The sequence below is a fragment of the Bacillus kalamii genome, from assembly GCF_047238185.1.
Lineage (GTDB): Bacteria > Bacillota > Bacilli > Bacillales > DSM-1321 > Bacillus_AD.
Genome location: NZ_JBDFMI010000001.1, coordinates 828,806 through 852,940, shown reverse-complemented (window position 1 = coordinate 852,940; position 24,135 = coordinate 828,806). Strand labels below are relative to the sequence as shown.

At 41.0% G+C, this 24,135-nt stretch carries 23 protein-coding genes; 6 read left to right on the top strand and 17 right to left on the bottom strand.

All coding sequences use genetic code 11. The features are described from left to right. Nucleotides 1-71 precede the first annotated feature (71 nt). From ABC357_RS04265 to ABC357_RS04210, 12 genes are all read right to left on the bottom strand, one after another. Nucleotides 72-1,007, bottom strand: a complete 936-nt coding sequence (locus ABC357_RS04265) for an ABC transporter permease (RefSeq protein ID WP_412886310.1) — start codon at nt 1,005-1,007, stop codon at nt 72-74. Next, nucleotides 1,004-1,927, bottom strand: a complete 924-nt coding sequence (locus ABC357_RS04260; RefSeq protein ID WP_412886309.1) for an ABC transporter ATP-binding protein — start codon at nt 1,925-1,927, stop codon at nt 1,004-1,006. The genes ABC357_RS04265 and ABC357_RS04260 overlap by 4 nt, the downstream gene beginning before the upstream one ends. A gap of 445 nt (nt 1,928-2,372) precedes the next feature. Beyond that, a complete protein-coding gene (gene phoU, locus ABC357_RS04255; protein ID WP_412886308.1) occupies nt 2,373-3,023 on the bottom strand; it encodes a phosphate signaling complex protein PhoU in 651 nt (216 codons plus the stop codon). Nucleotides 3,024-3,037: 14 nt separating this feature from the next. Beyond that, complete coding sequence (pstB, locus tag ABC357_RS04250) at nt 3,038-3,832, bottom strand: phosphate ABC transporter ATP-binding protein PstB (protein ID WP_412888568.1); 795 nt, start codon at nt 3,830-3,832, stop codon at nt 3,038-3,040. A gap of 70 nt (nt 3,833-3,902) precedes the next feature. Continuing rightward, the gene (gene pstA / locus ABC357_RS04245) at nt 3,903-4,781 is read right to left on the bottom strand and encodes a phosphate ABC transporter permease PstA (protein ID WP_412886307.1); all 879 of its coding nucleotides are present in this window, start codon (nt 4,779-4,781) and stop codon (nt 3,903-3,905) included. A 1-nt stretch (nt 4,782) separates the two neighbouring features. Continuing rightward, complete coding sequence (gene pstC, locus ABC357_RS04240) at nt 4,783-5,727, bottom strand: phosphate ABC transporter permease subunit PstC (protein WP_412886306.1); 945 nt, start codon at nt 5,725-5,727, stop codon at nt 4,783-4,785. Nucleotides 5,728-5,805: 78 nt separating this feature from the next. After that, nucleotides 5,806-6,768 carry a PstS family phosphate ABC transporter substrate-binding protein gene (locus ABC357_RS04235; protein WP_412886305.1) on the bottom strand — a complete coding sequence of 321 codons (963 nt, stop codon included), beginning with the start codon at nt 6,766-6,768 and terminating at the stop codon, nt 5,806-5,808. A gap of 253 nt (nt 6,769-7,021) precedes the next feature. After that, nucleotides 7,022-9,127, bottom strand: coding sequence for a peptidoglycan D,D-transpeptidase FtsI family protein (locus tag ABC357_RS04230; protein WP_412886304.1), 2,106 nt, complete (start codon nt 9,125-9,127; stop codon nt 7,022-7,024). Between the two features lie 131 nt (nt 9,128-9,258). Continuing rightward, a complete protein-coding gene (locus ABC357_RS04225) occupies nt 9,259-10,515 on the bottom strand; it encodes an MFS transporter (RefSeq protein WP_412886303.1) in 1,257 nt (418 codons plus the stop codon). A 142-nt stretch (nt 10,516-10,657) separates the two neighbouring features. Then, nucleotides 10,658-11,266, bottom strand: a complete 609-nt coding sequence (locus ABC357_RS04220; protein WP_412886302.1) for a superoxide dismutase — start codon at nt 11,264-11,266, stop codon at nt 10,658-10,660. 187 nt (nt 11,267-11,453) lie between these two features. Then, the gene (locus tag ABC357_RS04215; protein WP_412888567.1) at nt 11,454-11,936 is read right to left on the bottom strand and encodes a DUF456 domain-containing protein; all 483 of its coding nucleotides are present in this window, start codon (nt 11,934-11,936) and stop codon (nt 11,454-11,456) included. A gap of 148 nt (nt 11,937-12,084) precedes the next feature. Further along, the gene (locus ABC357_RS04210) at nt 12,085-13,728 is read right to left on the bottom strand and encodes a Na/Pi cotransporter family protein (protein WP_412886301.1); all 1,644 of its coding nucleotides are present in this window, start codon (nt 13,726-13,728) and stop codon (nt 12,085-12,087) included. A 264-nt stretch (nt 13,729-13,992) separates the two neighbouring features. Here ABC357_RS04210 and ABC357_RS04205 point away from each other — a divergent pair, with 264 nt between their 5' ends. From ABC357_RS04205 to ABC357_RS04195, 3 genes are all read left to right on the top strand, one after another. Continuing rightward, complete coding sequence (locus tag ABC357_RS04205) at nt 13,993-14,775, top strand: DUF1189 domain-containing protein (protein ID WP_412886300.1); 783 nt, start codon at nt 13,993-13,995, stop codon at nt 14,773-14,775. Between the two features lie 320 nt (nt 14,776-15,095). Then, the gene (locus ABC357_RS04200; protein WP_412886299.1) at nt 15,096-15,629 is read left to right on the top strand and encodes an NfeD family membrane protein; all 534 of its coding nucleotides are present in this window, start codon (nt 15,096-15,098) and stop codon (nt 15,627-15,629) included. 24 nt (nt 15,630-15,653) lie between these two features. After that, a complete protein-coding gene (locus ABC357_RS04195) occupies nt 15,654-17,198 on the top strand; it encodes an SPFH domain-containing protein (protein ID WP_412886298.1) in 1,545 nt (514 codons plus the stop codon). 45 nt (nt 17,199-17,243) lie between these two features. Here ABC357_RS04195 and ABC357_RS04190 read toward each other — a convergent pair whose 3' ends face one another. Continuing rightward, a complete protein-coding gene (locus ABC357_RS04190; protein WP_412886297.1) occupies nt 17,244-18,947 on the bottom strand; it encodes a methyl-accepting chemotaxis protein in 1,704 nt (567 codons plus the stop codon). Between the two features lie 185 nt (nt 18,948-19,132). On the opposite strand from ABC357_RS04190, the gene ABC357_RS04185 reads away from it, so the two are divergent. Together ABC357_RS04185 and ispG are read left to right on the top strand one after the other, a co-directional pair. Then, nucleotides 19,133-19,441: a LysM peptidoglycan-binding domain-containing protein gene (locus tag ABC357_RS04185; protein WP_412886296.1), complete on the top strand. Its 309-nt coding sequence runs from the start codon at nt 19,133-19,135 to the stop codon at nt 19,439-19,441. A 159-nt stretch (nt 19,442-19,600) separates the two neighbouring features. Beyond that, nucleotides 19,601-20,722, top strand: coding sequence for a flavodoxin-dependent (E)-4-hydroxy-3-methylbut-2-enyl-diphosphate synthase (ispG, locus tag ABC357_RS04180; protein WP_412886295.1), 1,122 nt, complete (start codon nt 19,601-19,603; stop codon nt 20,720-20,722). 71 nt (nt 20,723-20,793) lie between these two features. On the opposite strand, the gene ABC357_RS04175 is transcribed toward ispG, so the two are convergent. Then, nucleotides 20,794-21,111, bottom strand: coding sequence for a hypothetical protein (locus ABC357_RS04175; protein WP_412886294.1), 318 nt, complete (start codon nt 21,109-21,111; stop codon nt 20,794-20,796). A gap of 219 nt (nt 21,112-21,330) precedes the next feature. Between ABC357_RS04175 and ABC357_RS04170 the strand changes: the two genes are divergently transcribed. After that, the gene (locus ABC357_RS04170) at nt 21,331-21,963 is read left to right on the top strand and encodes a hypothetical protein (protein WP_412886293.1); all 633 of its coding nucleotides are present in this window, start codon (nt 21,331-21,333) and stop codon (nt 21,961-21,963) included. Between the two features lie 27 nt (nt 21,964-21,990). Here the strand turns inward: ABC357_RS04170 and ABC357_RS04165 are convergent, their stop codons facing one another. From ABC357_RS04165 to ABC357_RS04155, 3 genes are read right to left on the bottom strand one after another with little or no spacing between them, the layout of a single operon-like run. After that, on the bottom strand, nt 21,991-22,404 hold the full coding sequence (locus ABC357_RS04165) for a Fur family transcriptional regulator (RefSeq protein WP_412886292.1): 414 nt from the start codon (nt 22,402-22,404) through the stop codon (nt 21,991-21,993). A 24-nt stretch (nt 22,405-22,428) separates the two neighbouring features. Next, the gene (locus ABC357_RS04160) at nt 22,429-23,271 is read right to left on the bottom strand and encodes a metal ABC transporter permease (RefSeq protein ID WP_412886291.1); all 843 of its coding nucleotides are present in this window, start codon (nt 23,269-23,271) and stop codon (nt 22,429-22,431) included. 34 nt (nt 23,272-23,305) lie between these two features. Beyond that, nucleotides 23,306-24,055, bottom strand: a complete 750-nt coding sequence (locus ABC357_RS04155) for a metal ABC transporter ATP-binding protein (RefSeq protein WP_412888566.1) — start codon at nt 24,053-24,055, stop codon at nt 23,306-23,308. Nucleotides 24,056-24,135 lie beyond the last annotated feature (80 nt).

Genomic DNA, 24,135 nt, shown 5'->3' with positions numbered 1-24,135 from the left:
GTTTGCCCATCCTTTTTCAGAGAATAGTAAGTATCTATTTTTGCCAGTTCCTGCTCCATTCCTTCGATGTCTTAAGCTGCTACGTCACGCTTCGTAAACACCAAGAAAGCAATTAGATGGAATATCACGAAGTAGACGACTAACATGATAATTGAGAACGACATGGTCATTCCTTCTATAAAAGGGGTGCCATCCAAATAAGAGTTCAGATTTAAATTGGCGAACAGGATATACTTTGCCCATTCGAATTTCATTGCCAGGAAACCAGTGATTGTGGATCCCATCAGCAGCAAGAAAATAGAAATTCCGATAGCCAACGAGCTACTTCGGAATGCAGCCGAAATCATGAACGCCATCGTAGTGAGCATAAATAATCCAATTGAAGAAAGCAAATAGGCAAACAGTGCATGAAGGAATTGCGAAGACTCCACTACTGCCCCGTCCCGATAAGATAAATACGGTCCTACATCACCTGTTCCAAAGAAGATTAACCCAACCAGCAACGAAACAACAAATGTCAATAACAACATGAAGATTGAAAACAAAATGACAGCCGCATATTTGCTCAGCAGTATTTTCACCCTGCTTGCAGGCCGAATCAACAACAGCTTAATTGTTCCGGTCGAAAACTCACTTGCGACAATTCCAGCTGCCACTATGATGGTTAATATGGCGACAAAATCGATCACGGGCACCATCGTATTGATGAATGACCAAGCATTATCCTCATTCGGCTCTATATTGTGCTGAATGTGGTACTCATTCAGCGCAATTTGCTGTTTATAGTATTCCTCTCCGGAAGGGTCCTCTTTCATATTCTGTGCATATGTTGCATTTTGTGTTTGCAGTTGTTCTTTCCATTGGGCATTTGTTCCCTCATCCGAGCCATTCATCGCATACTTCATTAATGAACCAGCTGCGATAATGATGATGACAGCAATCCCAATCATGATATAAGTGCTTACTTTCTTAAAAATCTTCATCATTTCGTTTTGAATCAGCTTCATTGTATTTGCCCTCCCGCTCCTGTAATCTGAAGGAATTTCTCCTCTAGAGAAACGGTTACGGTTTCAACTCCATAGACTGCGCAGTCCGCCAGAACGAGGGTTTTAATTACCTCCGGTATCAAATCGTGGTGGATTTGCAGTTGCAATGCTTGACCGCTTATTTCTGCCCGGCACTCAGGATAAGCCTCTTGAATCAGCTTGCATGCTTTTTTAACTGGCTCTACTGATAGTTGCACTGTCTTGGAGACTGTTTCTGAATTCTCATCCTGCGTATTCTGAATATCGATCAGCTTGCCATTCTGAATGATACAGTAACGGTCGCACATCATTTCCATTTCGGACAACAAATGGCTTGAAACGATGACAGTCATCCCTTCATTGCGCGACAGTTCCTTCAAATAATCCCTGATTTCACGGATGCCCTGGGGATCAAGCCCGTTTGTCGGCTCATCGAGTATGAGCACTTTCGGTTTATGTAATAAAGCTTGCGCCAATCCCAAACGCTGCCTCATTCCTAAAGAATACGTTTTAACTTTATCGTGGATGCGTGCCTGTAAGCCGACCAGTTCAACCACTTCATCTATGCGTGCTTTGTTTACTCCCTTCGACATCCGAGCATAATGCTTGAGGTTATCATATCCAGTCAGATATTTATACATTTCCGGATTTTCGACAATAGCGCCCACATGTCCAATCGCCTTTTCAAACGAATTCTTTACACTATCGCCACAGATGAATACATCTCCATCGCTCAGCTTCATCAATCCGACAATCATTCGGATTGTCGTTGTTTTCCCGGCTCCATTAGGCCCTAAAAATCCGAAGATTTCCCCTCCAAACACATCAAAGCTCAAATGGTCGATAATGGTTTTGTTCTTTATTTTTTTTGTAACGTTCTGCAGCCTTACGGTTACTTCCATTACGCTGACACCCTCCCAATCATAGTCTTCATTTCTTTTTCCTCATTTTCACGTTCAACAAACACAAAGTGTACTTACTATTTCTAAAAGTCAGTATTTTTCCACCTACCTGTATTAGTAAACACTATCTTTCTGAGAAACACAAGAATAAATACCATATTTTTACTATTGCTTATGTACTATATTCATCGTACCTTTCCTGTACAAAGTCGGACAGCAGCTCAAGGTTTAATTTTCCATAAGACCTGAGGCTTACCGACATTTTGTAACATACATCCATTTTCAGGGGGCAAGCCGAGGAATTTAGAATCTTACTCTTCTTTATGCCAGACAACGTGAAATGAGGCTGGGACAAAACCCTCCTCTTGAATAGAAAAAAAGTGAAATTGAGAGCACTCAATTTCACTTTTTCATTATCTGACTAGTTTTGTCCCAGCCTCATAGGTTATTTATTTAAATCTAAATGGCGGCCGCGCACTAAATAGTATATATTCTCCGCTATATTGGTCGCATGGTCTGCCGAGCGTTCGATGTGGCGGGCAACAAAGGAAAGCTGGCTTTTTTGCTGAAAAGTCACTTCTTCAGCACTAATGATATTTTTCATGCATATCCCGTATAGATGATCGACTTGATCATCCATTGCCGCTATTTGTTTCGCCGCTTGTGTGTCTTCATCCTCATATGCCTTAATCGCCAGCTTAAGCATTTCCAGCATGATTGCATGCATATGTTTCAGTTCTGTTATGGGGTGAAGATGGGGCTGTTTCCCTATACGAATCGTCGCTTTGGCTATATTGACAGCATAATCTGCCATCCGTTCTATATCTGCAGCTATCTTGATGCCTACTATGATCCTACGCAAATCGATTGCAACCGGCTGTTGTTTGGCGATTAACAAAAGTGCAAAATCATTGATTTCCTCTTCAAGCATATTTACCTGTTCATCGCCTTCCAGTACACGCAAAGCAAGTTCGCAATCCTGTGATTCAAAAGCCTTAAAGGCTTGATCCAACGATTCCTCAGCCAAATCGCCCAGTTGCACCAGCTTTTGGCTCAGAATCGTTAAGTCATAGTCGAATTTTTCTCTTACACCCATTCTCTCTTCTCCTTTTAACCGAATCGTCCCGTAATATAGTCTTCCGTTCTGCGATCACTCGGATTAGAGAAAATCACATTTGTATCGTTGCATTCGATAATTTCCCCATTCAGAAAAAATGCTGTCTTATCAGAAATCCGTGCAGCTTGTTGCATATTATGTGTCACGATAATAATGCTATATTGTTTCTTTAATTCCTGTACTAATTCCTCCACTTTTAGCGTGGAAATCGGATCAAGTGCAGAAGTAGGCTCATCCATCAAAATGACATCTGGTTCGACTGCCAGGCACCTTGCAATGCATAGACGCTGCTGTTGCCCACCTGACAAGCCATATGCATTTTCATGGAGGCGATCCTTGACCTCTTCCCATAAGGCTGCTTGGCGCAGACTCTTCTCTGCTATTTCTTTAAGGATTTTCTTATCTTTAATTCCATGAATCTTAGGGCCGTATACAACATTTTCATAGATTGATTTCGGGAATGGATTCGGCTTTTGAAAAACCATCCCTACCTTAGTCCGCAATTCTTCGACCGTATACGTTTTGTCCAGGATATTGCGTTCCCGATATTTGATTTCACCTGAGGTCTTTACGATGGGAATCATCTCGATCATGCGGTTCAATGTTTTAATATATGTCGACTTTCCACAGCCTGAAGGTCCGATAATAGCCGTCACTTCATTTTCATAGATATCCAAATCAATATCCTTCAATGCGTGGTTTTCCCCATACCAAAGATTCAATTTCCTCGTTTCATAAATCTTATTACTTGTTGAAGCCAGCGGATGGGCCCTCTTTTCCGCCTTCATCGTTTCATGCATCTTTTCCATCACTGCGCTCATGTTTCTTCCTCCTTTTGAACGACTGTACCCGTTCTATTTAATATCGTTTCTGGAATTTATTCCGGATAAATACGGCGATTGAATTCATGGCGATCAGTAAAACCAGCAATACGATAATTCCTGAAGCAGCTACATATTGAAATTCTTCCTGCGGCCTTGATGTCCAATTGTAGATTTGCATCGGCAAAACGGTAAATGTGTCGAATATGCCTTTTGGCAGAAACGCAATGAACATAGGAATCCCAACAACAATTAACGGGGCTGTTTCCCCGATTGCCCGGGAAAGTGCAAGAATTGCCCCGGTTGCTATGCCAGGCATTGCAGCCGGCAGCACGACTCGGACGATTGTCTGCCATTTGGTTGCACCCATGCCGTAAGAAGCTTCTCTCAATTCTTTTGGAACCGCTCTGATTGCTTCCTGCGAGGCTACAATAATAACCGGAAGTACGAGTAAGCTCATGGTTAGTCCTGCTGCGATAATAGAGTTGCCCAAAGCAAGCGCACGCACAAAGATGGTTAGCCCTAGTAATCCAAATACAATACTCGGTACTCCAGCGAGATTGGATATATTTATTTTTATGAAGGAAGTGAATTTATTCTTCCCTGCATATTCCTCTAAATAAAGAGCCGTTCCTACACCAAGAAAAATAGAAATGGGAGCGACAACCACCATTAACCAAATCGTTCCGATAAAGGCGGCTTTTATTCCTGCATCCTCTGGTCTTCTCGAAGCAAAGTTCTGGAAAAAAGGAATGTCCAAATGTTTGAATCCCTGAGAGAAAATACGGTACAGCAAGATAGCCAATATAAGCAACCCAAACATAGTAGCAGCGAAGAAAATCGCCTTGCATACTTTGTTTTTCATAATACGCTTCTTCATTTTGCCCATCACTGCTTGATCATCAAGAAATTTCATTTTAATATTCCTCCCTGAACTTGCGAGAAATGAATTGAGCCAGAAGGTTCATTGCTAAAGTAAATATAAAGAGCGTCATTCCCACTGCATAAATACTGTAATAGATAGTTGTGCCATACCCCGCATCGCCTGTGCTGACTTGGACTATATATGAAGTCATCGTCTGGATGGAAGATGTCACATCCCATCCCATACTAGGAGTCGCTCCCCCGGCAACGGACACGATCATTGTTTCTCCGATCGCCCGGGACAAAGCAAGTACAATGGAAGCCATAATGCCTGAAACAGCTGCCGGCAGCACTACCTTGAAAGTCGTTTCCAGTTTTGTTGCACCAAGTGCATAGGCACCTTCACGCATACTTTTCGGCACGGATGACATGGCATCTTCGGACAAAGATGCAATCATTGGTGTAATCATGACACCTATGACAATTCCCGGGCTCAGCGCATTGAATACTTCCAGGGATGGAAAAATACTTTTCAATAATGGTGTAACAAATGTTAAAGCAAAAAAACCGTAAACAATTGTAGGCACTCCTGCCAAGACCTCCAAAATCGGCTTAATGACTTTGCGTGCCTTGTCTGTCGCATATTCACTTAAATAGACAGCTGTCGCTAATCCGATTGGAACCGCCACTAATGTGGCTATGCCCGTCACCTTCAACGTACCGGAAATCAATGGCATAATTCCGTAGCTTGGATCTGCAGCCGAAAAAGGATACCATTTTCTGGATGTGAAGAATTCAATGAGAGGAACTCTTGTGAAAAATTCGAAGGTCTCAAAGAGCAGTGTGAATAGAATACCTACAGTTGTCAGCACAGAAATGATGGCTGTCAAAAGAAGCAGGCCAGGAATAATCCTGTCCGCTTGCAGTATTTTTTTCTTTTGTTTGTTTTGCTGTATCAGTTGGCTCACTGACACTTTTTCTGCAGTCGCTTGTGACATGGTAAAAGACCCCTTTCTTCCAAGGAACAGCTAGCAGAGAAGAGTATTCTTCCCTGCCCGCCTTTTATTCAAAAGCTGTTATTTTTTTAACTCTTCCAATTTTTTTAGATCTTCTTTATATTTTTCTTCAGGCATTTGTACATATCCAACTTCCTCAGACATTTCTCCGGCGTTTTTCAGAGCGAATTCTAAGTAATCGGCAACCTGTTCTTTTTTCTTAACAGAATCATTTGCCGCATATAAGTACAACGGACGTGATAATGGAGCGTAGGATCCATCTTTAATGGTTTCATGAGTCGGTTCCACTGCGCCACTGCCATTATCTATTGGAACGATTTTCAACTTGTCTTTATTTTCATAATAGTAAGCAAATCCGAAGAACCCTATCGCACTCTTATCGCCGCTTACTCCATTTACAATTGTATTATCATCTTCAGAAAGAGTGGCTGTTTCTTCAATTGGCTGTTTCTCAAGAATGACTTCATCAAAGTAATCAAATGTTCCAGAATCTGTACCGGGAGCATAAAACTTCACTTCTTTTTTTGGCCATTCTGGTCGGATATCACTCCAATATTTTGTTTTTCCTGTGTTCAGCCATAGCTTCTTCAATTCATCCACGGTCAAGTGGTCTACAAAATCATTATCTTTATTTACTACAACCGATAGGCCGTCAAAAGCGATTTCGAAGGCAGTGTAATCAATGCCTTTCTTTTCTAATTCAGCTTTTTCCTCATCTTTTACCGGACGGGAAGCATCGCTGATATCCGTTTCGCCAGCAATTAATTTTTTGAAACCTCCACCAGTACCGGAAAAGCCGACTGATACTTTAACATCTGGCTGCTTGGCCATATATTCTTCTGAGACAGCTTCCATGATTGGGTAAACAGTTGAAGAACCGTCAATAGCCACTTCACCTGACAAAGATTTATTTCCCTCGCCGCTATCTGCTGCTTTACCATCTGAGTTGGATCCACAGCCTGCGGTAAAAGCCAGTAATCCCACCGTTACAGCTGATAGTGCCACATGTTTAAAACCCTTCATTCTCTAATTCCTCCTAATGGTTTCAATATGATTGCTTTGCTTTACAATTTAAAGATACAGCACCTCTGTTAATCCGGTTTTAATGGAGTGTAAAGGATATGTAAAGGAAGGTTATCGTTTTGTAAATACGGAATATACAGGCTCTCCAAGGGGCATTAAAGAATCAAAAATCGATCATCTCCATTAAATAAGCAAAAAAGCACATCCCGTATTTCGGAATGTGCTTAGTGTTTATATCAGATTACAACCTTCATTATTCATTGTTGGCAGAAGTATTGCCTTCTTCTTTACGTTCTTTCTTCAATTCAAAATACTTATCCATGACTTTTTTGGCAATATCCATATTCATACTATGTCCTGTGTTTCCTTGGTATGCCCAAGGAACAACGACTGAGATGGCCACCTCGGGGTTATCCGCAGGTGCGTAACCAACCATGGATAAGTTCATTGTTGGTACCGGACCATATTTGTCCTTTTTAGGGCCATCATAGAATGACTGGGCTGTCCCCGTCTTGCCTGCCATATTATATGATGCGCCTGAAAACTTGCTGTAGCCAGTCCCACCTGGTGATTGCATGACTTGCTTAAAGCCTGTCTGCACACGCTCGATCCATTCTTTTTTCATGTCAACTCGGTTGAGCACTTTCGGAGTAACATCTTGCAACAAAGGACCGAGTTTCTTTGGATCATTGGTTGGTTCGTGTATTTCTTTAACGATTTGCGGCTGGATCCGGTTACCGCCGTTAGCAATCGTCGAGACATATTGAACCAATTGCAGCGGTGTATACGTATCATATTGGCCAATTGCCAAGTCAAGCAGTTTACCGGCTATTTTCTCTTGACCCTTATAGCCATTCATTTCATTCGGCAGATCGATGCCTGTCGGAACACCCAGGCCAAATTGGTTATAATAGTAACGCATTGTATCGAATGCCTCAGGGTTTATATGCAATGATCGGTTTTGGACATATTGCCCTCCGCCAATTGCAATCGCCGTTTTAAACATATATACGTTTGATGACATCTTCAGAGCACTCAAATCATTGATTGGGCCCATATTTTTCCAAGAACCCTTTTTTGGCGTTCCTTTAATATATAGAGGGGAATCAAAGATAACCTGTCCTGGGCGCAAGGCACCTGTTTCATATCCGGTTAAGACAGTGGCTCCCTTAACAACGGAACCCATTGCATATGATGTAGTGAATGTCCCTAATGAAAAATCGTTATATTCGACTTTACCTGTTTTTTTATTCGTATCATACTGTTTCCCTGCCAGTGTCAGTATTTCCCCTGTCTTCGGGTTCATCATGACAACAAAGGCGCGGTCAAGCAAATAAGTGCCTCCCATTGCCTTTTTTTGGCGAAGCTCTTCTTCAATAATTTTTTCGGTTGCCACTTGCAGGTCCATATCAATGCCCAAAACGAGGTCTTTCCCTCTTTCGCCTTCTGATATTACCTCTGACTGAATGACGTTTCCACTCTTATCGGTTACATTTTTTACTTTCGCTTTTTGTCCGTGCAATAAATCCTCATACTGCATTTCCAAATAACTTTTACCGACCCGGTCATTATTATTGTAATCACGGGCTTTATAGTAATCGAGTTTTTCTCTCGGAAGGCCCTCTGACGATGAAGACACCTTGCCGATCACTGAATCCAGTGTTTTATCGAATACGTTTTTCCGATTCCAATCAGTCGTTACATCCACTCCGTTTAATGATTCCAGATTTTCACTGACAATCGCAACCTCTTGTGGAGTTACATCCTTATTCTTAATAATTTGGGGTGTGAGTGCTCTTGCACTCGCAAATTCACGATATATGGCAAGTACCTGCAGATCTTTCGCCGTCAAACTCGCCAGATCGTCTTCTGTAATTCGTTCCAGTTGCAGCTTATACAAATCGCTCTCTTCAAGCTTATGTTCTTCGACTTTTTTAAGGTCTTTTTCTGTAATCAACTTCTTGGCAAGATCTGGATTCTTCAAGATCCAAAAATCCTTTTTGTCTCTTTCGGTAATTTTCTTTGTATCCATTTTTACGACCTTAGCCAAATTTTCTGCCGTCTTAAGCATTTCTTCCGTTTTGGTCCCTTGTACCCTCGTGTAAGTGATGGCATCAACTGGTGTATTATCAATAATCACTTTATGGTTCCTATCATATATTTTGCCGCGGGGTACCGGATTGTTGACAGTAATATCCTCTGTCCGTTCTATTTCACGGCGATAATCGTCGCCATAGACAATCTGGACGACTCCTAAGCGAAGAATTAGCGCTGAAAACAAGATAAACACAACAAAGAAAAGCAAATTTAAGCGAAAAGGAACGTGCGTCTTTTTCTTTTTTGACTTTATTTTCTTCAAATGAGGCACACATCCTTCTGTTGTAAAAACTAGGTCCTCATCTATTGTATATAATGCACATATATTTTTCTACAATAAAATAAATCTTTATGAATTGGAAATGCCCGCCGCTTTCCAAACCAGCTGCCACATTATTCCCCTTTCGTATTAAGCGGTGGAATAATAGGGATATTATCCATATTTTCCAACCGAATCCCCTTTACGCAAAAATAGATGATGCTGTGCCCCGCACCTAAAACAACAATGAGTAATGGGAGGATTTTCTCTATTTGGAAATAATAAATACATACTAAAAATAACGAAATCGACATTACTCTCCCGACATTTAAAAATACTTCACGGACGACAATATATTCTATTCTCATTTCCGCAGCCTTCCAGCTGCGCCCGATTACATCGAAGGTCATGGATAGATAGGGAACCAGAAGCATGGGATAAAAAATAGCAATTGTTGCTCCATATATGAGCAGGCTTGCATATGAAACATGAAATACAAGTAAAAAGACCGATAAAAATAAGCCGATGCCACCAATTAGAATAGCTTTGAGCCGATGTGTTTTTTTGATAAAACGGGAAGCTGCGTAATATGTAAAAAGACCTAAGCCAGAGTTCACCAATCCGAATGTCCCTAAGGATAATTCTGTCCCGGTGATGACAAACAAATAAATAGAGACGATAAATAAAAAAATGCCTTCCCTTAAGCCTTGAAAAAAATGGGCTAGTGTAATACGCCTCCAATTTTTATTCGTTTTTCTTTCTTTAAGGATCTTCAAAAAATAATACTTTCCTTCCGCTCGCCTTTTTTTCAAAAAAAAGCTGACGACAACAGATACTGCGAAAAGTAGCATGGAGCAGGCAAAGATGATCATATATCCTTTATTATCCGTAGCCTTTGTAATAATAAAACCGGCCAGAAGCGGTCCTGACATACCTCCCAACGAGCTTAGAACCCCTAAAAAACCATTGAAGAAATCCCTGTTTTCAGGCTCTGTTATTTCAAATGTCAGCACGTTGTATGCAAGCCAGTAAAATCCGCTGCCAACACCTAATAAAGCCCCCAAAAGCATAATATACTCGCCTGCCTGATCCCCACTTACTAGTACGGCCATATAAAATACGGCAAGGCAGACAACACCCATCCGCAATACAATCACCCGGTCCATTGCCTTGGTTAATCTTCCCGCTACGATAAAGGTAAGTGCCTGCAAAAGAACAATCATAAAATTATAAAGCCCGATTTCAAAAAAACTCTCTGACTGTTTCCATAAATAAACATTCACGAACGTATTCGATAACGCTACCGAAATACTATATAAGCCGCCAATGACGATGAGCACGATTAGATCTCTTGTCAAAGGGGCATCGCCCACTATTTTCCTTACAATCATAAGCCGACTCTCCTTTATAACGTATAGCTTTCGTTAAAGGAACAGTCGCTATGCACTATTACCGAGAGAAAAACCAGCTTAATCAAAAAAACAGAAAAAGGGCAGATATCAAAAGATATCTGCCCTTTCCAAATCGTGCTGCTTATTTAGCTGCTTGATAACGTTTTTCTACTTCATCCCAGTTTACTACATTCCAGAAAGATGTAATGTATTCAGGACGACGGTTTTGATATTTCAAGTAGTAAGCATGTTCCCAAACATCCAAACCAACTAAAGGAGTCTTGCCTTCCATGATTGGTGAATCTTGGTTAGGAGTGCTATATACTTCCAATTCTCCGTCTTTAAGAGCTAGCCAAGCCCAGCCAGAACCGAAACGAGTTGTAGCTGCTTTAGCGAACTCTTCTTTGAATGCTTCAAAACTGCCGAATTTTTTAGCGATTGCATCTGCAAGTTCGCCTTTTGGCTCTCCGCCGCCATTTGGAGACAGGATTTGCCAGAAGAATGAATGGTTTGCATGGCCGCCGCCATTATTGCGGACTGCTGTGCGTTTTTCTTCAGGAACTGCATCTAAGTTAGCGATCACTTCTTCAACGCTTTTTGATAGAAGAGCTTCGTTTCCTTCTAGAGCGTTATTAAGATTTGTTACATATGTGTTATGGTGCTTCGTATGGTGAATATTCATTGTTTCTTTGTCAATGTTAGGCTCTAATGCATCATATGCATATGGCAATTGTGGCAATTCAAATGACATGGACAATCTCCTCCTATATGTAGACTATTTTAGTAGCATATACGGTTCGTTACACCATATATGCCCGATACCTCTAGATTATCAAATATTGAACAGCCATACAAATAATCAGCCTGCTTATCCCCTTAAATTTGGAAGTAATTTTTACCAAGAACAGAGGCTGGCCAATTCACTGTTAATCGTATTTTTATACTACTTTTATAAGAAAATAAGCGACCATGACTGCTTGAATGACAAATTTAGCAGCAACGCTCGTAACAAAGCCGATGACAGATCCAAAACCGATTTTAAGGGACTGTTTCATGCCTGTACGATGCACGATAAACTCTGCTAAGACAGCACCCAGGAATGGGCCGATTATAATGCCGAAAGCAGGAATGATAAATGGTCCTGCCAAAAGGCCAATTGTACTCCCCCACATTCCGGCTTTCGTGCCGCCGAATTTTTTCACACTCCATAAGTTGGCGATTGAGTCGGCGCCGAATAATAGAATGACGAACAGAAGCTGGACAGTCCAAAACAACCAGCCCAAATCGCTGAAACTGAATAAGAGCCCATACACAACAAAGCCGCCCGCTATGAACAGGACACTCGGTATAATCGGATAAATCAATCCGGCAAAACCGATAACGAATAAAACACTAATAATGATCCAATATATCGTTTCCAACATTCCTTTTACTCATCCTCCACTCTGTTCACTCTTCATATACCATTTTACCAGTTGATTAAAACCAATATGTGAAATCCGATGTCAAGCGAGCAGTGCTATGCTGCATAAAAAACAAACCTCCTTATAGAAGGAGGTTCGCCGATGATTATCTATATTTATACTTGCTGTCTCCAAGCACCGTCTCAGCAATGTTCACAGCATGGTCGCCTATCCTCTCTAGATTAGAGATGATATCGACAAAAATGATGCCGCCTTTAACACTGCATGAGCCCTCGCTTAAACGGCTGATCGATTTTTTCCGCAATGATTTTTCGAGGCCATCGATGTTGCGTTCTTTCTTTAACACATCGATTGCCAGTTCTTTATTGTTATGGTCTAATGCATCAATCGCTTCTTCTACCGTTTCCCGTGTCAATGTAAACATCGTGGTCAAATCTTCCATCGCTTCTTCTGTCAAAGTCACTTTCCCATTGATTTGGGCATTGATTTGTTCCAGGATATTCTCAAAGTGGTCGCCTATCCGTTCTATATCACGGACTGTATCCACTAGGACCGCATGTCTTTCGGACTCATGCGGCGACAATGAAGAAGAGCTGACTGCAACGAGGTAAGCCGTAATTTTTCCATCCAGATTATTTATAGCGTCCTCGATTTGATTGGCTGTATCTGCATGTTTTTGATTTTTTGTATTCAGGAATCCTTGTGTTTCTTCCAGCCCCTTAATCGCAAATTTACCCATGCGGATTACTTCTTCCTGCGCGGAACCAATAGCGATTGCAGGCGACTGTTCAATAAAGATTGGGTCGAGATGTTTTGTTTTATACTCGATAAGCGAATCTTTCCCTGGTATCAGCTTTGTAACCACCATAGCGAGAAGGCCGATGAACGGGAATTGAAGCACTGTATTGCTTATATTGAAAATACCATGGGCAAATGCAATCGTCATAGCCGGATTTAAATGAAGCCATGATTGCAGCGATTCAACAGCCATTGTGTAGAATGGCAATATTAATAAGAAGATAGCAGCACCTATTAAGTTGAACAAGACATGGGTGGCTGCCGCCCGTTTGGCTGCAACAGAAGCCCCGATTGCTGCAAGAACAGCTGTAATGGTCGTTCCGATATTATCACCGAATAAAACAGGCAACGCTGCATGGATATCGATCAAGCCCTGCGAATGCAATTCCTGAAGAATACCAATCGTTGCGCTTGAACTTTGGACAATCAATGTAAAAATAGTCCCGATGGCCACTCCTAAAATCGGATTGTCACTCATGCTGACCGTCAAATCATGGAATGATTCCAGAGTTCGCAACGGTTTCATTCCATCACCCATTAATTCAAGCCCGAAGAATAAAGCCCCAAAACCGAAGACAATCTGCCCCAGGTTATGTATTCTGCGGTTTTTGAAGAAAAACAATAATACTGCCCCCAATGCAATGATTGGCAGCGAATAATCCGATATTTTGATACCAATGATGAAAGCTGTGATGGTTGTACCAATGTTGGCTCCCATAATGATGCCGATCGCCTGGCGAAGATTCAGGAATCCGGCACTGACTAGGCCGACAGTAATAACAGTCGTACCCGAACTGCTTTGAATGAGACAGGTTACTACGATCCCCGTCAATACACCCATGAACGGGTTTGTCGTGAATCGGTCAAGGATATCCCTTAACTTATCACCAGCCGACTTTTGCAAGCCGTCACCCATGTATTTAATTCCAAATAGGAAGATCCCTAGACCTCCCAAAAATTGAAAAAGCATTTCCTGTACATTTAACTCCACTTAATGTTCAACCCCTCAAACTAAGATTCGACAAATTTCTACAAACTAAGACTTTGTTATTATGTAAAAGATGATCATTTATGTAAAGAAGTTGGGAGGTAAATTTACAATACCTTTACATTAGGTCTTTATATCTACAATATATTACAAACAGATTACAACGTTTGTTTCCTCCCTCTTAATTAGCGTGCTTTAAAATAATTGTATTATGTAAGCAACAAAGATAAAATAAATGGGAGAAATCTGATACAAGGTGCTGACACAATGAATATTTTTAAACAATTTTGGAAAAGCCTTTATTCACCTAAGGATATATCCCGTTTCAGATTCCAAGGTATCGGGAAAACCATTCTTTATGTGTTTATGCTTGTGCTACTTTCAACCATTCCTACCTTTATTTATTCCACATCGACAGTGAAAGATGGGGTTACAACTTTTAAAGAAACAGTCGATGAAGACCTGCCTTACTTTGTTATTAAAGATGGTAAACTTGAGACCGATGAAAAAAAACAAATTGAACATTCAAGCGACCATTTTAAGGTGTTTTTCGACGGGACAGGCCACCTGACGGCAAAAATGGTGGAAGCACAATCCACCAATGCATTTGCATTGCTTGAATCAGAAATGGTCATAGTTTCGAATGGACATATGCAAACCCAGCCCTACACGCTATTCCAAGGCTTCTCGATCGATCAAAAACAAATCGTCGATTTCCTAGACAGTATGGGCAGCTTCCTATACGTGATTATGTTTATTTTTGGCATTATTAGCTTCATTTTTGCAGCCGGAATTAAATTTGTTGAAATATCATTGATCGCCTTAATTGTGAAGCTTTTGGCTGCCAGCTATAATCCAAAGCTTGAATATCGCCATTTTTGGAGAATTACAGCCTATTGCACCACTTTGCCCACACTATTCTTTACGGTCATGTCATTCTTAAAAACCGATGTAGTCGGCGGTGTATTCGTTAATTGGGCAGTGACGTTGACAATGGTTTATCTTGTAATCAAAGAAATCCCCATCCCAAAAAAGAAACAAAAAGCATAAAAAAAGAGGCAGGGGCAAAAGCATTATAGCTAAAGAAAAATCCGAACGATGATTTGAAATTCTTAGTAGAGTTTCATATCAGTTCGGATTTTTTTTATGCCCCTATTCATGTAAGATGATTTGTCTTTAAAACGAGACAATTGAGTGATGTCCCAGCCTCTTTTTCAACCAATCGCCCTCCCTTTTCTCCATAAAATGCAAAATCAATTAACACTTATCGGACAATTATGTGTATATTTGATATATAAGTAATTCTTTTCCAAATTCTTTACATAGTTTGCTGCATTCCTGCAGTGCAGACCTTAAAGGGGGTGATGACATTGGAGCTAAGCACCATCTTCCTTATCATTTTTATTAGTACCATTGCCTTTCTGTTTCTAAATATGCTGTTGGGCGATATTTTCAACCATGCCATCGGGCTTGACCATGATTTTTTTAATATGACTACTTTTCTCTGTTTTATTGGTGTAACTTCAGCAATCGGATATTTGCTGGAGAAATTCAGCACATTCTCATTTCCGATAATGGTCACATTAGTGATCAGCGGAGGCATTTCACTTATTTTGACTGTCATTCTTAATATTTTTGTTTTTATTCCCCTTTCCAAAATGGAAAGTACTACAGGCTACCGGCTTGAAGACATGGGAGGGCAGATAGGCGAAGTGACACTTACGATTCCGCCTGAGGAAATCGGAGAAATAATGATTTCACTTCCAACCGGCTCTGTCGTTGGTACCGCAAGAAGCTTTAAGAAAAACAAAATTGAGCAAGGCGAGAAAGTGCTCGTAATGTTTGTAGAAGATTCCATTTATTATGTTCAGAAGTACGATCCTTACGAGCTTGGGCAAGACTAAATTATAGAAGAAAAGAGGGCATTCATGGGAACGTTAAGTATTACAGTGTATATCGTAATAGGAGTGATCATACTTATACTTGGGCTGACATTATTCCTGATTAAACGCTACATCACCGTCGGATCTGAGGAGGCGCTCATCGTAACAGGAAGCGCTTTAGGTTCTGGAGAAAACGTGTGCCAGATGGGGGAAGGCCGGAAAATCAAAATTATTTCCGGGGGCGGTACTCTTGTACTGCCATTCATACAACAATCACAGCGCATGAAATTGACTACTTATGCTTTAACCGTAAAGGTAAGTGAAGTGTATACAAAGCAAAAGGTACGATTAGGAGCAGTAAGTAATGCTGTTGTCAAAGTCGGAAGCGATCTTTCAGCTATGGCTACAGCCTCTGAAAACTTCATGGGCAAGACCCATGATGAAATTAGTGCAGAAATCACGTCCATACTCGACGGCCATTTGCGCTCCATTCTCGGGAGCATGACCATTGAAGATGCTTATAGCGACCGTGAAGCATTCGCGCGCCAAGTAAAAAATGTGGCTGAGCCGGACTTGAAAAAACTTGGCTTTGAAATCCGTTCTTTTAACGTAAAGGACTACATTGATTCCGATAAATATTTGGAGTATCAATCACGCAACAGGATTGCAGAGGTTAAAAAAGAAGCGGAAATTGCGGAATCCAAATCACAAAAAGAAAGCCGGATTGAAACGGCAAAAAACGAACAGGAAGCCAAGCGTGCCGAGCTAGAAAGAGATACACTTGTAGCGGAAGCAAGCAAAGAAAACCAATTGAAAATGTCCGCATACAAACGGGAGCAGGACAGTGCAAAGGCCGAAGCAGATATGGCATACGATTTACAAAAAGCAAAAATTGCACAGCAGGTAAAAGAACAGGAGATGCAAATCTCCATCGTTGAACGTGTTAAGCAAATCGAATTGCAGGAAAAAGAATCTGAAAGACGCCAGCGCCAATATCAAGCAGACATTAACTTGAAAGCCGATTCAGATGCTTACGCAATCGAGAAGGCGGCGGAAGCGAATAAAAAGCGGGCTCAACTCGAAGCGGAAGCAAGACAATATGAGGTCACTACACAAGCGGCAGCAAATGCTGAACGTGTTAAACTAGATGGGAAATCACAGGCTGAAGCACAGGAAGCAAAAGGGTTGGCAGAGGCGCATGTCATTCGTGAAATAGGGCTGGCCAAAGCAAAGGCACAGGAAGAAAAAGCACGAGCATTTGAACGGTATGGCGAAGCGGCAAAATTGGAAATGATCCTGAACATCCTTCCTCTATTTGCAGAAAAAGTAGCAGCTCCGCTTGGAAATGTCGACAGCATAAAAATTATCGATACGGGCGACGGCAAGGGAGTTCAAGGATTGACAGGCTCTGTTACGGGATTAATGACTAACCTGCAGGAATCATTAAAAGAAACGACCGGTTTGGACTTAGTTGAAGTAATCAATAATTACTCGGGTAAGCATGCGATCAAAAATGACCTTCAATCGATTGCAGAAGCCGTTACTTCCAATAAGGAAAAAACAGAACCGCCAGCAGCGGATCCATCCTGACTGTTAGGAGAGAGGGTTAATCCCCTCTCTCCTTTTTTAATCATCCTAAAACCTATAGTGGCTTAATAGATGATCCAGTTTTTTTGAAAGTCTGCTTAATCCAGTACCGATTGATTGATATTCGTTCATCTGCCTATACATTGTTTTTGTTTCTGATGACATCAGATTTATAAAGGATTGGGTTTCTTGCGAAAGTGCTGCATTTTTATTCGCTATATCCTCCATTTCAGGGACTCTGCTATGCAATTGCAGTATCTGGTTCTGGATGCTATTCATTTTATCCTCAAGCAACTGCACGTATGAGGTTAGTCTCTCAACCGATTGTATAGAAATAGTAACCGTTTGCCAGTGCTCGTCCATCCTGGTCATCAAGGAATCAAATTGGCCGGCCACTGTTGCTGCCAATGCTCTAACCATATCTGCATTGCTCGTAATCCGCTCGGCCGCAATCGATGACTGATCCGCCAATTTCCTTACTTCTGTGGCAACAACTGTAAAACCTCTTCCGGCATCTCCTCCTCTCGCAGCTTCAATCGTAGCATTCAATGCCAGTAGTTTTGTTTGCTCGGCCATTTGTTTGATCATAGTGACGACTGAGCTTATTTCATGTGAATGATCCTGTATTCGGTCCACAGAGCTGGACATATCATTCATCTCTTCCTTATAGATAACAAGAGATTGCAGCATAAACCCCATTTTTGCAGAGCCAATTGTCGCTGCTTGGCTCATCTCCGAGGATAACTGGAATAGCTGGCGTATTTCATCTGCATTAGATTGTATATCTTCCTTTAATTCTTCAAAAATATGTATACTTAATGCTGAACTGGCTGAGGTTTCCTCTGCTCCTATTTGTATGCGCTCCATCCCATCCACCAGCTCTCTATTGCCCCTCAATAAAGTTGCTGATGACCTTTCCAACTGTTTTCCTCCGTTATTCAATTCATAAGAGGTCTGCATTAATTCTTCTAGAAGCATTTTCAAGTCTATTATTAACTGCCCATAACTCTTCAACAAGGAATGAACTTCTGCTGAACGCCCCTTAAATGTCACCATTTTGGTAAAGTCACCTTTTCTCGATACCTTCATCAGGTTCCTTAATCTACTTATAGGGGAAATATAATACCTGACCAACATACTCAAACAAATAGTCATAATAGTGACTACAGCCAACATCATGACGATGATCGTCTGCTTCATGTCTTTAATTGAGATAAGATAATCTTCTTGAGGAACGATCAATACAAAGATTCCCTTCATTTCCTGAATTCTTTGAAAACCCACCATATATTTCATTCCACCGTATTCAGCAGGAATTACCCCTTCCTGCATCGAACTAATGGAAGACTTCACATTCTTATCTAGTTCAATCGGTTTTGCATGTTGTGTACCTAAAGGTTGCAAAGTATGATTTTTATCCAACAGATACATCGAGCTGTCAAGACCATCCTGCTGCATAGCTACCCCTTGTTTTCCAACGAATCTTTCCATACTTTTGTAAAAGTCATCCGTCTTGCCGACATTCATAAGCATATTATTTTGGGCCACTTGGTAAAAAAGATCCACTTCCCTTTCAATCCTTTGTTTCATTAAATGTTCTACAGATGATTTGGCAGCTTTTATAGAAAAAGTCCCTATCATGCCGATTGAAATGAACATAAGTAAAATAAACACGAAAGTTGCCTTGGCCTTTAAACTCCACTCGCGCTGTCTCAAAAACACCAAACAATTCTTTATACCTAGAGCTTTCATCCCATCCCCTCCTCTTATTTATTATTGAGGAACCATGTAAAGACAGAATGAAGCCCATGTAAATATTCATACATGACAACGTTTATTTTTAGTCTGAATAATGTAAAAAATGCCCAATTTTCAGCATATTCATTCCGAAGGATCATATAATGTGATATAGAGACAGGCAAGGAGGTTCCGCTGTCATGAAACGGATCATTTTTCTCGTGTTGCTCCTTATATTCGGGTATAGCTCTTACTACGACCTTACGATAGGAACCTTGCCCCGCATGTCACTTCCAGCGGCGCAAACAGAACAGGAAAAGAGCTCCATCCCTTACGTAGAAGTAGAAGTACAGCCTGGCGATACACTCCTAAGCATAATGGAAGACCAGGAAGGTACCTTATCTAAACCAATTGAGACTATTATGGAAGATTTTCAAACACTTAATAACGGACTTTCCCCGAAAAAACTCCAAATCGGTGAAACGTATAAATTTCCTGCTTATTTGTAACCATTTATACAGCTGTTGCGTCTAAACAAATGATTGAACAAGCATGCCCATTCTCAAAATGTTGTCAAAAACTCACAATGATTGATACAATAAGAATGTTAAAAACATCTAAATTAAAGACACTCTATATAGAATGCATGATTAAAGGAGAGAAAACACGTGAGTGAAATTATACATCGTACCAAAACCCGTCCGGTAAAAGTCGGCAATCTGACGATCGGGGGAAGCAACGAGTTGTTCATTCAAAGTATGACTACAACAAAAACGCACGATGTAGAGGCAACTGTGGCCCAGATCAAGCGTTTGGAAGAGGCCGGTTGCCAGATTGTGCGTGTAGCTTGTCCGGATGACAGAGCTGCAGATGCAATTGCTGATATTAAACGGCAAATTTCTATTCCACTTGTTGTTGATATCCATTTCAATTATAAGCTTGCTTTGAAGGCTATCGAAGGTGGAGCAGATAAAATCCGGATTAACCCGGGTAACATCGGCAGCCGCGAAAAGGTAGAAGCGGTTGTACGCGCTGCAAAGGAAAAAGGAATTCCAATCCGTATCGGTGTCAATGCCGGTTCCTTGGAACGCCATATCCTAGAAAAATACGGCTATCCGACTGCAGATGGCATGGTTGAAAGTGCATTGCACCATATTAAGATTTTAGAAGACTTGGATTTCCACGATATCATCGTGAGCATGAAAGCATCAGATGTCAATTTGGCAATCGAAGCATATGAAAAAGCCGCCCGTGCATTTGACTACCCATTGCATTTGGGAATCACTGAATCAGGCACTTTATTCGCAGGAACCGTAAAAAGTGCTGCCGGACTAGGGGCCATTTTGAGCAAAGGGATCGGCAATACATTGCGGATTTCCTTAAGCGCTGATCCTGTTGAGGAAGTAAAAGTGGCCAGAGAACTCCTGAAATCATTCGGGCTTTCCTCTAACGCAGCTACACTTATTTCTTGCCCGACATGCGGCCGTATTGAAATCGACTTGATTTCAATCGCCAATGAAGTCGAAGAATATATATCCCACATTAAAGCGCCAATTAAGGTTGCTGTCTTAGGCTGCGCTGTCAACGGTCCCGGAGAAGCACGAGAGGCCGACATCGGCATTGCAGGAGCACGAGGAGAGGGCTTATTATTCCGCAAAGGAAAAATAGTCCGGAAAGTGCCTGAAGATATCATGGTGGAAGAATTGAAAAAAGAAATAGATGCCATCGCTGAAGAATATTTTGCGAAAAAAGAAGCGGAAGAAAAGGGAGAAACATCTCTACAATCGTAAAATCGCCTTTCACGCGATGAAGAGGAAAAGAAGAAAAGAGCCTTCACATCGAAGGCTCTTTTCTAAAACAGCTAAAATATAAACATTTCAAGAACAATAGCCAGCGCACCAAGGCAAATGGACCAAGCTCCCAGAGTGATTTCACCTTTCCGTTGGGCAATAAAGCCGGCGATAATACTAACCGGTCCAAGCACATACGGCCAAATGAAAAATGAGAGTATGGATAGAACAAATGCAATATAGGCCACTACACGGACCTGAACGCGGTATTTAGTTACTTTTTCATGTATTTCTTCATTTTGGGCATTATAGGTGGCATTGCTCTTTGGCTTATATGCAGCGTTGCCTTTCATTTCAGGTTGGGTATACACATTTTTACGTTCTTCCATGATACGTTCCCCGCTTTCCTTCAGCAAACCTTATCCCAAATTCTATAATGGTGGGTGGAGGCTTACGAAGTGAATAATGAATGTCTTACTACTTATATAGACGTAATCACAAGAAAGAAAACCTTTATTTTAGTATAATTTATATTCTTTTATACTGTTTAAAAAGCTATTCAACGTATCCCTTTATTCCTTTATGGCGGTAGCTATTTTTCCCCTGAAATGATTGACATAATTTTTTTGAAGCAGGTGACTTTATTGAAACATTTACGCTTTGGAATTGATATTGATGGCACGGTCACCCGTCCTGATTCGATTATTCCGTACTTGAATAAAGACTTTAACCTACAATTAACTCTTACTGATATTACTGAGTATGATTTGTCTCCATTTGTACCGGTGGACAGCCAACAATTAGCGGATTGGTTCACCAAAAATGAAGCCTTGATTTATCGGGAATCTCCGATTATTGAGGGGGCACAGCAAGTATTAAACAGATGGAATGAGCAAGCCGAGCTATACTTCATTTCAGCTAGGCATGATTACTTAATGGATATCACAAAAAACTGGTTCAAGCAGCATAAAATTGCGTACCATGCGATTGAATTAATTGGTTCACACGATAAGATTAATGCCATAAAGAATCAGGAACTTTCTCTTTTTTTCGAGGATAAGCATGACAACGCTGTAGCCATTGCAGAGGAGTGCCATATTCCTGTTCTCCTTTTTGATACTCCCTACAATCAATCAAGTATTCCTGATAGTGTAATAAGAGTGCGGACCTGGAGGGATGCTGACCAATGGGTAGCAGATTGGCTGGCAACAAACAATGACAATAAAAGCAAAAAGCCGTGAAAAGTGCATCACTTTTTCACGGCTTTTTTACTTTTGGCATTCTGGACAGCGCCCGTACACTTCAAATTTATGGCCAGAGATATCATAGGCCTGTAAATCCTCATTAATATTGGCCATTGGGCAGGTTTCTAATTCTTTTGTTTTCCCGCAATCCAGGCAAATAAAATGATGATGGTGTTGATGGGTACTGCATGTAAAACGGAAATGCTTCTCACCTGAAAGGTCTGTCGTTTCAAGGATGCCTAAATCGGCAAATAAGGATAAGTTTCGGTAAATGGTGTCAAAGCTTAAACCCGGATGATTTTCCTTCATGCTTTCGAGCACGTCTTTCGCAGTCAGATACTTATCGCATTTCGAAAAGAGAAGCAGCATCTCTTCTCTTTTCCCCGTATATTTATATCCGCTATTCTTCAGCAGAAGTAAAGCTTCATCGACTTTCATAAATGATCAACTCCAGTACAAAAATTAAGCTATGTGCACTTTCATTTTCTTAAACCCGATGGCAGCCAGAAGAATGGCAATAGCAATCATAACAATTGTACCACCTGGCGCTAAATCTAGATAGAAGGAAAGAAATAATCCTCCCACTACAGAAATCTCGCCGAAAATGACAGAATAGATAATCATGTTCTTGAATCCTCGGGCAAATCTCATAGAAGCAGCTACAGGAAGAGTCATCAATGCAGAAACAAGCAACACTCCGACAATTCGCATACTGGATGCAATTACGAGGGCAACCAGCACGATAAAAATAAAATGGATCTGTTTCACCGGAAGACCGGAGGCTTTCGCATGTTCTTCATCAAATGAAAGCAGGAATAATTCTTTATATAAGAAAAATAGGCAAAAAAGAACAATGACAGCGACGCCTAAAATAATATATAAATCCGTTCGTGAAACGGCGCTGACACTACCAAAAAGATAACTGAACAAATCGGTATTAAAACCGTCAGCCAACGAGATAAAAATAACTGTTATTCCAATGCCTCCCGACATAATAATCGGAATGGCAAGATCCTGATAATGTTTATACACGCCCCGAAGCCGTTCAATAAATAGGGCCCCCACGGTAGCAAAAGTCATCCCCATATATAATGGGTTCAATCCGCCAAGCGTGGTGAAAAACTTCTTTTCCAAAAATAAGCTGAACGCAATCCCGGCAAGTGTTACATGGCTCAATGCATCTGCAATCAAGGATTGCCTTCTTACTACTACAAAAACACCCAATAACGGCGCTATTGCACCGATAATAATGCCTGTAAGAAAAGCGTTCTGCAAAAACTCATATTGAAATAAACTTGTAATCATGGGAAACCTCCCGAATCCACTTTCTTCTATCTAACTAAAATTTCATTTTTTCATTTCCATAAAAACAGGATAACTCCACATCCGACAAATTCTGATATTCGTGTGTATTTCCATGGAAATGAAGATGTTTATTCAAGCATGCAACCTGGGTCACTTTATCGCTGACTGCTTCCAGGTCATGAGTGACAAGGACCATAGTAATCCCTAACTTCTTATTCAACTGCTCGATCATATCATAGAACAGTTTTTCATTTTTGGCATCCACACCAACAGTGGGCTCATCAAGAATCAGCAAAGCCGGATCGCTTACAATCGCCCTGGCAATAAATACACGCTGCTGTTGCCCTCCTGACAGTTCTCCGATGTTCCGATTAGCATAAGCATCCATACCAACAGACCGCAAAGCTTCCATTGCCTTTTCCCTGTCTTTCTTTTTCGAAAAATGGAAAAGCCCGATTTTCTTGGTCAAGCCGCTTAATACGACTTCAAACACAGTTGCAGGAAAACCGCTGTTAAAGCTGTTCGCTTTCTGCGACACATAGCCGATCTTATCCCAATCCTTAAACTGCTGGATCGGTTGCCCGAATAGTTCAATACTGCCTTTTTGCAGTTTAAGCAAACCGAGCAAAAGCTTCAGCAACGTGGATTTTCCTGACCCATTCGGACCTACGATTGCCAAGAAAGACCCCTTCGTAATATGAATAGTAATATGCTCGAGTACCGCTTCTTTTTCATATCGATACGATACATCATTAATTTTAATTAAAAGATCTTTCAATTCCATCACCTAATTTAAGAATCATTACGATTTACTTTTTGTAGTATACTCCTTTTGCAATTGGAAGTAAAGTTAATAATCCGCTT